11 protein-coding genes and 1 other annotated feature are annotated in these 12,546 nt (G+C 37.1%); of the genes, 3 read left to right on the top strand and 8 right to left on the bottom strand.

Features of this window, described 5'->3' with window-relative positions:
• Positions 1 to 91: 91 nt before the first annotated feature.
• Positions 92 to 650, bottom strand: a sequence feature (16S ribosomal RNA rRNA prediction is too short).
• Between the two features lie 621 nt (positions 651 to 1,271).
• Both BW724_RS10425 and BW724_RS10420 read right to left on the bottom strand, forming a co-directional pair.
• Positions 1,272 to 4,364 carry an AAA family ATPase gene (locus BW724_RS10425; protein WP_088075162.1) on the bottom strand — a complete coding sequence of 1,031 codons (3,093 nt, stop codon included), beginning with the start codon at positions 4,362 to 4,364 and terminating at the stop codon, positions 1,272 to 1,274.
• A gap of 7 nt (positions 4,365 to 4,371) precedes the next feature.
• A complete protein-coding gene (locus BW724_RS10420; RefSeq protein WP_088075161.1) occupies positions 4,372 to 5,586 on the bottom strand; it encodes an exonuclease SbcCD subunit D in 1,215 nt (404 codons plus the stop codon).
• 360 nt (positions 5,587 to 5,946) lie between these two features.
• Here BW724_RS10420 and BW724_RS10415 point away from each other — a divergent pair, with 360 nt between their 5' ends.
• On the top strand, positions 5,947 to 6,741 hold the full coding sequence (locus BW724_RS10415) for a SurA N-terminal domain-containing protein (RefSeq protein WP_088075160.1): 795 nt from the start codon (positions 5,947 to 5,949) through the stop codon (positions 6,739 to 6,741).
• 114 nt (positions 6,742 to 6,855) lie between these two features.
• Here the strand turns inward: BW724_RS10415 and BW724_RS24365 are convergent, their stop codons facing one another.
• Together BW724_RS24365 and BW724_RS10410 are read right to left on the bottom strand one after the other, a co-directional pair.
• Complete coding sequence (locus tag BW724_RS24365; protein ID WP_328588710.1) at positions 6,856 to 7,017, bottom strand: pirin-like C-terminal cupin domain-containing protein; 162 nt, start codon at positions 7,015 to 7,017, stop codon at positions 6,856 to 6,858.
• 44 nt (positions 7,018 to 7,061) lie between these two features.
• Positions 7,062 to 7,715: a pirin family protein gene (locus BW724_RS10410; RefSeq protein ID WP_328588709.1), complete on the bottom strand. Its 654-nt coding sequence runs from the start codon at positions 7,713 to 7,715 to the stop codon at positions 7,062 to 7,064.
• Between the two features lie 163 nt (positions 7,716 to 7,878).
• On the opposite strand from BW724_RS10410, the gene BW724_RS23595 reads away from it, so the two are divergent.
• Entirely contained in the window at positions 7,879 to 8,019 is a 141-nt protein-coding gene (locus BW724_RS23595) for a hypothetical protein (RefSeq protein ID WP_176371373.1), read from the top strand.
• A 112-nt stretch (positions 8,020 to 8,131) separates the two neighbouring features.
• Positions 8,132 to 8,287 (top strand): aspartyl-phosphate phosphatase Spo0E family protein, encoded by a 156-nt coding sequence (locus BW724_RS10405; protein ID WP_088075159.1) that lies wholly within the window; start codon positions 8,132 to 8,134, stop codon positions 8,285 to 8,287.
• 81 nt (positions 8,288 to 8,368) lie between these two features.
• On the opposite strand, the gene BW724_RS10400 is transcribed toward BW724_RS10405, so the two are convergent.
• The 4 genes from BW724_RS10400 to BW724_RS10390 form a co-directional block, all read right to left on the bottom strand.
• The gene (locus BW724_RS10400; protein ID WP_088075158.1) at positions 8,369 to 10,213 is read right to left on the bottom strand and encodes a S8 family peptidase; all 1,845 of its coding nucleotides are present in this window, start codon (positions 10,211 to 10,213) and stop codon (positions 8,369 to 8,371) included.
• Positions 10,214 to 10,341: 128 nt separating this feature from the next.
• Positions 10,342 to 10,884 (bottom strand): DUF420 domain-containing protein, encoded by a 543-nt coding sequence (locus BW724_RS10395; protein ID WP_235848942.1) that lies wholly within the window; start codon positions 10,882 to 10,884, stop codon positions 10,342 to 10,344.
• A 154-nt stretch (positions 10,885 to 11,038) separates the two neighbouring features.
• Positions 11,039 to 11,209: a hypothetical protein gene (locus BW724_RS23590; protein ID WP_176371372.1), complete on the bottom strand. Its 171-nt coding sequence runs from the start codon at positions 11,207 to 11,209 to the stop codon at positions 11,039 to 11,041.
• A gap of 67 nt (positions 11,210 to 11,276) precedes the next feature.
• Entirely contained in the window at positions 11,277 to 12,503 is a 1,227-nt protein-coding gene (locus BW724_RS10390; protein WP_088077839.1) for an MFS transporter, read from the bottom strand.
• Positions 12,504 to 12,546 lie beyond the last annotated feature (43 nt).

Raw genomic sequence — 12,546 nt, 5'->3', positions numbered from 1 at the left:
CCCAGTTTCCAATGACCCTCCACGGTTGAGCCGTGGGCTTTCACATCAGACTTAAGAGACCGCCTGCGCGCGCTTTACGCCCAATAATTCCGGACAACGCTTGCCCCCTACGTATTACCGCGGCTGCTGGCACGTAGTTAGCCGGGGCTTTCTGGTTAGGTACCGTCAAGGTGCCAACCTATTCGAATGGCACTTGTTCTTCCCTAACAACAGAACTTTACAATCCGAAGACCTTCATCGTTCACGCGGCGTTGCACCGTCAGGCTTTCGCCCATTGCGGATGATTCCCTACTGCTGCCTCCCGTAGGAGTCTGGACCGTGTCTCAGTTCCAGTGTGGCCGATCACCCTCTCAGGTCGGCTACGCATCGTTGCCTTGGTGAGCCGTTACCTCACCAACTAGCTAATGCGCCGCGGGCCCATCTCACAGTGTTAGGATAAATCCCAACTTTTACAATTGAACCATGCGGTTCATTTGATCATCCGGTATTAGCTTCGGTTTCCCGAAGTTATCCCAGTCTGTAAGGCAGGTTGCCCACGTGTTACTCACCCGTCCGCCGCTAACTTCTCTAAAGCAAGCTTTAAAGAAGTCCGCTCGACTTGCATGTATTAGGCACGCCGCCAGCGTTCGTCCTGAGCCAGGATCAAACTCTCCAATAAAGTGTTTGATGTCTAGCTGCAGATTTTCATCTGGCTAATTTTGTAATTCATTGACGGGATATTCTTCATTACTTCATATAATATGAAATAACTTCTTATCCCACTTCGTTTGGCTTTTTGTTTAGTTTTCAAAGGTCAATTTGTAGCAACTGTTGTTTACAGCAACTTTTATATTATATCAATATAACTCGCTGGAGTCAACAACTTTTTTTTGAAGTTAATTTCCTGTCGTTTTAGCGACAAAAAATAATATATCATATCCAAGCTGACATAGTCAACAATTTTTTATAAATCAAAATTATTGTTAACTCTTTGTGGCTCGGACTAATAATATACCAAATATAAGTCATCAATAACAACCACTAAATTTTGGAAAAATGTTTCAAGTACTCTTCCATTTAAACTATAATAGTAGTATTTCTTCTTATATATTTGTCACCCACCATTGTTTGTATCTCTCTGTTAGACATTTAAAATTAAAAAAGAAAAAGCATTAAAAACACGCGTTCTTGTTTTCAATGCTTTAAATTCCTTTAAATAATTTCAAGAGTGTTCAAATATCATCTATTTCCTTTAACATAGAAAAAAATATTACATTGTAGACTCCTGTTGTTTATTTTATTACAAATTCTGTTTTACTGAATCCTTCTTTGGTTTTTGTCACCTCTAATATTGCTGGAAGAGCATTCTTCAAGTCTTGAACATGAGAGATAACCCCAATCATTCGACCAGATTTTTGCAACTCGATTAAAGTATCGATCGATTTATTAAGTGATTCCTCATCTAATGAACCAAAGCCTTCATCGATAAACATTGTGTCAATGGATACCCCACCTTGATAACTTTGAATGATATCTGCCATTCCTAGAGCTAGACAAAGGGAAGCATTAAATTTTTCACCGCCAGATAACGTTTTAACATCTCTCGTCTGACCAGTGTAGGCATCAAATACATCTAAACCTAAACCACTCTGTTTTCCGTGACTCTCCTGACGCTCACTTCGGATTAGATGGAACTGCCCATTAGATAATCGACTTAACCTTTCATTAGCAGCAACAATAATGTGCTCTAAAAACTCTATTTGTAGGTAGCGTTCAAATGATATTTTACTATTATTGTTACCACGAATGACATTGTATAAATCAGTCATGACATTAAGTTGACGCTCGATTTCTGCTACCACTTGCTCCGAATCTAAAATACGCTTACGTAGATCAACTGATTGCATGTGATATTGTTTAGATTTTCGCAAAACCTCTCCCGCTTTTTCAAAAATAACTTTCAGTTCATCTAATTCTGATTGCAGGGATTCAAGGTCTTCCTTCATTTTTCCCTTTAGAGATTCTCTATAATCTGACACTTGTTGCCTAACTGTAGCAAAGCTATTGTTAAAGTGCTCAATCTCTCCTCTTAAGATATCTCGTTTGGATTCAGATAGTTTCACCCGACGATATACCTCTTCAGAAGAAAACTTAGATTGTGATAGTGCAAGGATAAACTGCTCCTCAGCACCCTTTTTCTTTTTAGAACTCTCTTTTAACTGTCCCTTTAGACTTTCTACTTCTGTACTTCGTTTCGTTTCCATTTCTTTTGCTTGTTGGAGTGCCTCTTGCGCATCACTCCAAGTCTTTTCCATCTTCCTCTTCAAGGAGGTTAAATCTACTATTTTTTGTTCCAAAATAGATAATACTCTTATCTCTTCAGGAATCTTTCTAATCTGTTCCTCGTAAACTGCCTTTTTCGTTTCATATGAAGTTTTTTCTGTATGATAAGCAGTTTCGATTTTTTCTCTCTGAAGATCGAGCTGCTTCAACTCATTATCTATTTGCTCTACATTTTCCCTAAGTTGAAGTAGTGTATCCCTCTTCCCCTTCATAGCTTCGACTTCTAGTTTAAGCTTCTTCCCTTGATCGACGAGTTGATGAAAAATGTCTTCTGCGTTATCAATCATCAATCCCGATTCTAAAGCTTCTGAAGCCCGTGCGTCTAAAACCTCCTGATTGGTTTTCATGACGGCTTCAGCATTCAAGTATGCTGAATTAGCATCAGCCAACTTTTTTTTCCACTGATCATACGTTTCTTTTGTAGGTACTTCTCCTTGATTACTTGCTTTATTCGGGTGTTCACTACTCCCACACACTGGACATGGTTTTCCATCATGAAGGTGGGTTGCTAATACAGTTGCTTGGCCTCTAAACCAGGCATCCTCTATTTTGTCATAGTTCTCTTTTACCTTACGATAATGGAGTTTTTTTGTTTTATAATCCTGAACTAAATCCGACTGCTTCCCGTGTACCTTCAAGTAATCCTGAAGAGTCTTTGCTTTATCACGCATATCAATGAGCTGTTCCTGTTTATCTGTATATTGATCAACCGCTGCTTCTACTTCCTTAATTTGAATTGATACCTTTTCCTTAAGTGACTTTTTTACTTTTAATTTTTCTTGAACGGTTGCAAGCTCTTCAGTTAATTTAGTGACATTTTCATTAGCTTGTCCCAGCCCAGACTTGTTCTTTTCTATTTCCTTTACAATTGGTAAAAAATCATTGTAACGATCTAGCTTTCGAGCAACTTGTTCACGCTCTTCTTTCCTATTTTCTTCTGTTAAATAATACTTTTGAGCCTGTTCAAGTGATTTCAACGCTTGTGTGTAAGATTGTTCTACATTAGCTAGTAGTTGCTTCTTCACACGTTCTTCCTCACGCCACTCATTCACTTTCATTTCATATATCTCTAATTTCGAAGCTCGTTCTGCAAGATCCAACTTTTCTTCTTTCATTTTATAAGTTGGGATTTTTTCTATTAACTCTTGAAGCTGCTTTTCTTTTTCTTCCATACGCTTAAATTCAGTATTAACAACTTCTGCTTTATGAAATGCTTCGAGTTTTTTGTTATATGCTATGTTAGCCGCTTTTTCTTCCTTCTCATTTATTTGTAACTCATTTTCATAATAAGTAGTCTCTTCTTCCAGACCCTCAATAATCTGATTTGTATTATAGTGCTCCTGATTTAACACCTCAAAGAGCTTAGAACCCTTCCTTTGTGGGAGGGTAGCGCTAGTGTCATCTATATAACGGTCCCTCATTTGGGATGACCTTTGATATTCATCAGATTTATTTTTTCTTTTTTCATTTAGACGATCACTAATCCATCTATACTGTTCAGTTTTAAAGATTTTACGAAGTATCGCTTCTTTATTTTCAGTCTGTGAAGTTAGTAGTTTCCTAAATTCTCCTTGCGGCAGCATCACGATTTGACTAAACTGATCCTTAGTTAAGCCAATTAACTCCTCCACCTTCTTATTGATTTCTGAAACGATTTGACGATCAACACATGGAACTTCAGAGCCCTCGACCATTTCAAAAAACTCGTAGCGCTCTCCTGTCGGGCCTTTATTCCCTTTCTTCACATGAGCAAGCTGCCTTAGTATTCGATACGTTCGATTATGCAGCTCGAATTCTAGTTCCACCGCAGTATGGACATCATCTTCTGCGAAGTCACTTCTCATAAGCTTTGCATCTACACGATCCTCACCACTAGCAGAGCCATATAATGCAAAGCAGATTGCATCAAAAATCGTTGTCTTTCCTGCACCAGTATTCCCAGACACAACAAATAATTTATTTCCCTTCAATTGGTTGAAATCAATCACTTCTGCGTTTTTATATGGTCCAAATGCAGTTATAGTTATTTTACTAGGTCTCATGTTCTAGTCACCCCATTTCCTCTGGTTCTTTTGTAGCAGCAACTTCATTAGAAGCAAAATTCCCTCGTTCGTTATCATCAGCCATTAGTTCCTCAAGCACTTCTATGAAAATAGATTCTGTTTCCTTAGAAACGTCTGTACCTTTCACTTCTTTATAAAAAGCTTTAAATAGAGACAAATCATCCTTTTTATTTCGAGCTACACTAGCCCCTGCTTGGTTGTCTTCTCCAGGTGAATTTAATTGAATATCTCTTTCCACATGCATGGCGTTCGGATACACAGATCGAATTTTTTCCATTGGAGAAAGAACTGGTGTTTCATCTAACAATCTAACGAATACATAGTCTTCACTTGTGTCGTACTTTAAGAGATCCTCCATCTTTGCCTCTACGGTTCGCATTTCTCGCTTCGGTATTAATAATCGTTTTTCAACAGTAGTAGTTCCATCAGAGTCAATCTCTACAATATTAAATCCTTTTTTGTGGCGCTCCTCAGAAATCGAGTATTTTAAGGGTGAGCCTGCATATCTTATCGTTTCATTCCCGACAAAATGGGCCTGGTGCAAGTGTCCTAACGCTGTGTAATGAAACTTAGAAAACAAGGTGGCATCTACATGCTCCGCTCCACCGATAGCTAGGGGACGTTCTGAGTCACTTGTATTTTCCTTTTCTTCACCCTTAGGCGTCACAAAAGCATGACCTACAAAAACATGTCGAGCATCTCTGGTCATCTTTTCTTCAATACTACCCACAATTTTTTTCATGGCATCGTTATGTGATTTAATATCATCATCCTGATAAGCGGTTCTAACCATACTAGGATCAGCATACGGCACTAGGTGGAAATGAACCTCACCATATTGATCATTTATGATAACTGGGGTTGTACTGGAAGTAATGTGACCAACAATATGGCAATCATTCGCTTTCATTATTTTACTAGCGAAATCAAGTCTGCTAGGACTATCGTGGTTACCCGCAATAGCTAATACAGGTGTTTTTAATTTGATTGTGATGTCCTCCAATACTGCATCCAATAAATCTACTGCATCTGTAGGTGGAACTCCTCGATCATATAAATCTCCAGCAATTACGATTGCATCTGGCTTCTCCTCTTCAATTGCTCTTATAAATTCATTGAGTATATATCTCTGGTCTTCGGTCATATAGATACCTTGTACAAGTTTCCCTAAATGCCAGTCTGCTGTGTGGAAAAACTTCATCGTCTTCTCCCCTTTATATAAAAAGATAGTGAATGCTCCTCAAAAGTATTCATACATCTATCACAATGCTTTATGCTTATCTACTATTCTAATATATTTCTCTTATACGGTGGTGCATAATCTACATAGAACTTTCTTCCTTCAAATATAAAGTATATTTAAATATACAATTCATAGATTTTCACATATTTTTTACACTATAATTCAAAATCCCCTTTTAGACCAGGATAAATCCTTTCTTAGCGCCTGTATTAGTGTAAATAAGTACGTTACAAAGTAAGATTATACAGGGTGAAAGGTTTAAAAGGTTATTTGGACATGTTACAATACCACTATTAAAGTTTGAAAGGAGAATGACATTTGAGTAAAAAATGGTTATTAAGTTTATCCCTTGCCGTACTTATTTCACTTATTGCTGCATGCGGTGGAACGGATGACACAGATGAAAACAATATTGACCCACAGGAGGAAGACCCTGTTGGAGATATAGATGAGGAGGCAGCTCCTGATCTTGATGATGAAGGACAATTCGATATGCCTCAGCCTGATCTAGATAGCATTCCAGATGTTGTAGCTGTTGTTAATGGTGATGAAATAACAAAAGAAGAATTCGAAAATGTTTATGTCGGCCAGTTTCAGCAAGCATCAATGGAAGCAATGATGTATGGTCAGGAATTTGACCAAGATGATTTTAAGCTTCAAGTCATTGATGCCCTTGTCGGTCAAGAATTACTTGTTCAAGAAGCAAATAGTCGCGATTTTGATATTACACAAAACGATATGGATAGCTTACTTGAGGATTTAGCCGCTCAGTATGGATTTGAATCTAAGGACGAGTTCCTTGAAGTAATGGAAGAACAAGGGACTAGTGAAGAGGAACTTAACTCAATTCTTGAAACACAAGTTAAAATTGATAAACTAATTGCTTCTGAAGCTGGTGAATTTACAACCACCGATGAAGAACTAGAAGAAACATATGATCAGATGTTAACTCAATACTTAGAGTTAGGTGGAGAAGAGGATATTGATCTTCCAACATTTGAAGAAATGAAGCCAGAGCTTGAACAACAAGCAAGAATGCAGCATGAGAACGATGCTTATCGTCGTCTTGTAGGGGAACTTCGCGAGAATGCTGATGTCACAATAAATATTTAATACTTCTAGAAAGAATACAATAAAGCCTGAACCTAGAATCAGTGATACATTCACAGATGAAAGGTTCAGGCTTTATTTAAATGTAAGAAGTACCTGTAATTCAAGCTTAAGGACTTATTTTGCAGGTGGACCAAACTTCCCTTCATGGTAGTCTTTATATGCTTGTCGTATTTCTTCCATTGAGTTCATTACAAATGGTCCGTGCGGGACAATCTCTTCCCTAATTGGTGTACCGGAATAGACTAGGATCTTAGATCTCCTATGATGACTCCTCAAAACAAAGTCACTTAGCCGCCCAGGCATTCCATTCTCTTCATAAGTTAAAGTTGCAACCCCATGTTTTTTATATTAACCTCATTTATTCCTAAATCAACATCTCCAGAAAGCACATATAGAAATGCATTATGCGTTTCAGGCAATTTTAAAGTATAAGTCCCTCCATCTTCAAGTGTGATTTCAGATAAAGTAATAGGAACAACAGATTCCAAAGGACCTATAACATTATCTATAGCACCAGAAAAAACTCTTACTTTCCCTCCATCAAAATTCACTACTGGTGCATCTTCCTTATAAATGTTTTGGTAAGATGTCTTCGTATTTTTCTTATTCTTTGGTAGGTTCAACCATAGTTGTAGCGTATGGGCAATATCATTTTCAACCGCCTGTTCTGCATGTCGTGCGCCTGCACCTGCATTCATATATTGTACATCACCTGGCTCAAGTACATCACGCCCACCACCATTATCCACATGTTCAAGCCTGCCATCTACAACATAGGTGATGGTTTGAAAACCTCTATGGGGGTGATCTGCGAATGCACCTCTCTTAAACCAATCTTCAGCCATTAAAATAAAGGGATCAAAATCAGTCCATCTTCCAATTGGCAGAATCCAACCTTTTTGAATAAATGGAAAAGACTCTTCTTTATATTCAACATACCATGACTCTTTTACTTCTCTATTAAATTGCCCCATAAATTTCACCTCATTTAAATGTAAACTCACTATCTTTTTTAAAGTATATTACTAAATATCATTAAAACAAATTCATATAAGTATTTCAATTAAATGAACTTCATTAATAAACAAGCTAAATAATGAAAAACTAAAAAGAAATAATAAAAGGAGTGGATAGTAAATGCCTAAATATAAAGTATCGCGAAAACAAGAAAACAATTTCAAGAAAAACCAAGACCATAGGGGAAGAATACATTATCAAGTTTACTTACAGGAAGACCGCCCGCCACAACCAAAGGAAGAAGAAGAGATTGAGTACTAAGAGTCGAAATTTGTTTTTTATTGAAAAATAATGACTAATTTATGGGAATGTCTTCCACAATTACGAAGAATATATGATAATAGTAATATCTTTACAGCGATGGAGTGTTCCTATGTCTATTCAAAACGAAATAGAGCTAAAAAGAAAAGAACTTTTATTTATTGCAAACGAATACGGCCTATCATCAAAGATTACCTTACGATGTTCAGAAGAACTGGACAAGCTCATTCTTACTTATCAGCAGAAGGAATTAAATATAACAAAATAGTTAATGGTACAGAAACAATCATTTAAATAAATAAACAGTAATGGGAGCTCTCACTCAATGAGAAGCTCCCATTTATTTGTTTTATGAGACGAGTTCTTCCAACGCTCTTTTAATATTAATATTTCCATATCCATAAAACGGATCATACCCAGGAGAACCTAGATCGTCACTAGTAGATCGAATCAAGTCGTACACATCTTCATTTGTTAAAGACGGATCAACAGAGCGAATTAAGCCAGCCATACCTGCCACATGTGGCGCTGCCATAGAAGTTCCACTCATCATCACGTATTGATTTCCTGGATAAGTGCTAGGTATATGCTCTCCAGGAGCACTAACATCTATATGATCTCCATAATTAGAAAAGAAGGCTCGTTCCATATGGGGATCTACAGCTGCAACAGCTAATACTTCTGGATATGCTGCTGGATACATTGGTGTATCCACATTGTCATTCCCAGACGCGGCAATGATGACAACATCATTTTCATAAGCATACTTAATAGCCTCATACATTATATCTGAATGGTGGCTGTCGCCAAGACTTAGATTGATAACCTTTGCCCCATTATCAACTGCCCATGCTATCCCCTTAGCAATACCAAAAGAATTCCCCTCTGCATTATGATCTAAAACTTTTACAGCAAGTAAAGGGTTATCCCATGAAACGCCAGCTACACCATCAACGTTATTGGTTATAGCACCAGCTACCCCAGCAACATGGGTTCCATGTCCATTATCATCGTCATAAGCATGATTATCCTCAAAAGTGTTATAACCGTCCGTTATCCTTTCTGAAAGATCCAGATGATCAGGGTCAATTCCACTATCTATAATGGCGATAGGAACAGCTTCTTGGCCAACACTAATGTTCCAACCTTGATCCGCTTTGATTTGAGAGAAATTCCATTGATAAGGATCATAAAATTCATCATTTGGCGAAGGAGTTCTTTGGTAAGGTGAAATTCTCGATCTAGCGCCACCGTCAGTGACACGTTTATGAACAACTTGTTTTGAAAATAAATAATTTGGTTCCACATCTATGACAGAAGAATTACGAGACAATGTTTGGACCAAATCCTCTGTCGTTCTATCATTACTCCTTACAATAAGGTGATGATTAAACTCATCGATGATATCAACATTTTGTTCCATAACCCAATTATCAACATTTACATCTTGAGCTAGCTCTACAATCACTTCTCCTTCACGGAAGTGTTCTTCTTCATCTACACCCTCTTCATCACTATTTACATAGATATTCCATCCAATATCTTCGACCTGTTCTACCGCATAGGAAGGATCAGCTTCAACTCGTGAGAATGAGATATCATGTCCATCTCCAATAAAAAACTGGCCGTTCGCATCAGATACAGTTCCTATTTCTTTTACAAAATTCTCTATAAAAGAAAGATCAATTTCTGCAATAAACGTATTTGCCATTGAATCGCCCTTTTTATTCTTATCTACTAACCCCATTAGCACACGTTTAGTCCCCTGTGCTACAAATGGATCTGACAATAGAGTTCCATTTTGCTTTTGCCTCGTTAACTTATCAGAAGCTTCTCTAGAGACGTCACCAATAGTAAGTTCATCATTCTCTTCGTTAATGAAAACAAACCCTCTAATATGTGGATGTTCATCTACTTCTTTTACCATCTTTCCTTTTACTTTCTCTGATGAATAATCATTGCTTTTCCAAGTGTTAAGATCTTCTTCGATATGATGTAAAAACATTTCAATGGTATAAGAGAGATCTTCGGCCATGAGTTCATCCATAGACGCACGGAATGTAGAGTCAGTCTGTCGTTCTGATTCATCAGCTATTAGATTACCTTCATTCTGATGATCTGAGAAGAACCACATTCCTAATACGGCCAATAAAACGACGCTAAACCCAATAGTAAGACGTATCAGTGAATTCATATCAACCCTTCTTCCCTTTTCATTCTATAAGAGATAGGTTACCCATTTATACGTTCCATATGAGATAAGAACATAAATAAAAACTGGCCTCCAACTACTTGGAAACCAGTCTCTTGTACTCCTTCATGCTACGTATAGTATGGTGAGATTAATAAGTATACTAGAACACCAGTAAGGCTTACATATAGCCATAATGGCATCGTCCAGCGCACCCATTTGCGATGTCTTTCTTTCTCTCGTTTATAACCTGTGAAAAAGGCCATTAAAGCTAATGGGACGATAACAGCGGCTAAAATAATGTGGGTAATTAAAATAAAATAATAAATAAATGCAATGGTACCATCCCCACCAAATGTCGTTGATTCTGCAGCGAAGTGATACGTAACGTATGAAATTAAGAAGATGGAAGTTGTAGTAAAAGCCCCATAAATAAATCGCTGGTGTAAATTAACATTCCCCTTCTTAATTGCTATTAGTGCAGATAAAAGAAACACAAATGTAAAACTGTTTAATATTGCATTCAACATCGGCAATTGTTTAATTACAGTGGGTAATTCCCCTTCATATCCAGGGAGAAAAGATAACACAACAATGAGAAGATTAACTACAATTGTAATAATAATTACAGTCCATTTATCATGTTTTAATATTGTATTCCATAATGACTTCAATACTAACACTCCAATTCCACTAACCATTATTTTTTTACGATAGTTTCATTTTAAAACAATTGTACCTTCTCCGTCTATTTTTAAGTAAGAAAACATCGTTGAATTTATGTATGTTACATCATAAAATCAACGACGCTCTTTGATAAACAATCAATTATAATTTTGTATACTTCACTTTATTTACCTTCTCATTTCTATAGCTTTGCTCAAATTTATCTAATAATTGCTGGATGTCATCTTTATTTTCCTTTAAGCCAAATTTGCGTCTTTTTTCACGTTTCAATATTCTTATTAGTATTTGTTTATCCTTTTTAGTTAAAAGCATCTCCACACCCCTTCACTAAGGAAAGTATATCTATTATTCTAGCATGGAATATCGTGTCCCTAAAATACTATGACTCAGAAAGATGAGCTTCCTTCACTAAAGACCTTTTTCTACTTTTTAATATAACCCATAAACAAAGGGCGGCCAAAAAGAATAAGCCTGCGGAGAAATAAAATACAGACGAAATAGCCCAATAGCTTGATATGAGGCCCCCTAGAACAGGCCCCACAACATTTCCTAAAAATCGAAAACTCTGGTTATAGCCTAAAACTTCCCCCTGGACAGATAAGGGAACTGCCCTTCGGATGTACGCAGTAACACACGGGATAATCCCACCTATTTGAATACCAAATAAGAACCTCAGGATAATTAATTGCCAAATATTTGTAACGAATGCTTGCGGTAAAAAGAATAAGCCCGCAAAGACTAGACATATCAAAAGCACCTTATCGTGACCGATTCGATCTCCTAAAATTCCCCATGCCCTTGTTGCAGTGAGATTTCCTAAACCTGTTACAGAAAATGCGACGCCTGCTAAAAAGGCGATGTTTTCTACAGTGAGAAGTTGATCTACATACAGCGCTAGTTGAGGCTGGACACTGAAGTTTGCTGTTTGAATGATAAAAGATATAATAATTACCATTACTAATACCCTGTTTTGTAAGATAAGCTTTAACACCTCAAGCATACTTTTCTTTTCGACATTTTCTTTAGTGTTATCACTGATCCTTTTCTCTTTTATTCCGAATAGAACGATAGTTGTTGCAAGGCTAATTACGATAGCCGTAATAATGAATGTATAGGCAAAACCAACAGAGTCAGCTAATGCACCACCTATTAATGGTCCAAATAACCCACCACTAACTGTACCCATTTGCAATGTACCGAGTACACGTCCAGCAATTTCTTTTTTTGTCTGAGAGGAAATGAGTGCCATAGAAACTGGTATAAATCCTGTAACAAGACCCATAAATAACCTAAGGAGGAATAAACCACCGACTGAATTTACAAATCCCATCATAAAAATGGAAATGGCAATTCCATAGCCAGTGATTAATAATATTTTTTTCCGTCCAAACTTATCTCCAAATCTACCCCAAAATGGAGAAACAAGAAAAGCCACAAGAAATGTAATTCCAAATACGAAACCAGCCCAACGTTGTACATAAGCATCAGAAAAGTCACCGAACGTTTCTATATAAAGAGACAAAAAGGGAAGTACCATCGTTGCACTAGCAGCAACAAAAAAATTTGCAAGACACATTATCTGCAAATTACGTTTTTCTATAGAAATTGTTAACACCTTCTCCGAAATGTATTTCGTTTTTCTAAATAGA

This window comes from Litchfieldia alkalitelluris (genome assembly GCF_002153425.1).
In the GTDB taxonomy this organism is placed as follows: domain Bacteria; phylum Bacillota; class Bacilli; order Bacillales; family Salisediminibacteriaceae; genus Evansella; species Evansella alkalicola.
Note: the sequence above shows the minus strand (reverse complement) of the source record. Positions and strands in the feature narration are given on the sequence as shown.

Coding starts and splice junctions, on each gene's coding strand:
- BW724_RS10425 (WP_088075162.1), bottom strand. CDS start 4,364: ATGAGACCTAGTAAAATAACTATAACTGCATTTGGACCATATAAAAAC.
- BW724_RS10420 (WP_088075161.1), bottom strand. CDS start 5,586: ATGAAGTTTTTCCACACAGCAGACTGGCATTTAGGGAAACTTGTACAA.
- BW724_RS10410 (WP_328588709.1), bottom strand. CDS start 7,715: ATGGGGCAATTTAATAGAGAAGTAAAAGAGTCATGGTATGTTGAATAT.
- BW724_RS23595 (WP_176371373.1), top strand. CDS start 7,879: ATGCCTAAATATAAAGTATCGCGAAAACAAGAAAACAATTTCAAGAAA.
- BW724_RS10405 (WP_088075159.1), top strand. CDS start 8,132: ATGTCTATTCAAAACGAAATAGAGCTAAAAAGAAAAGAACTTTTATTT.
- BW724_RS10400 (WP_088075158.1), bottom strand. CDS start 10,213: ATGAATTCACTGATACGTCTTACTATTGGGTTTAGCGTCGTTTTATTG.
- BW724_RS23590 (WP_176371372.1), bottom strand. CDS start 11,209: ATGCTTTTAACTAAAAAGGATAAACAAATACTAATAAGAATATTGAAA.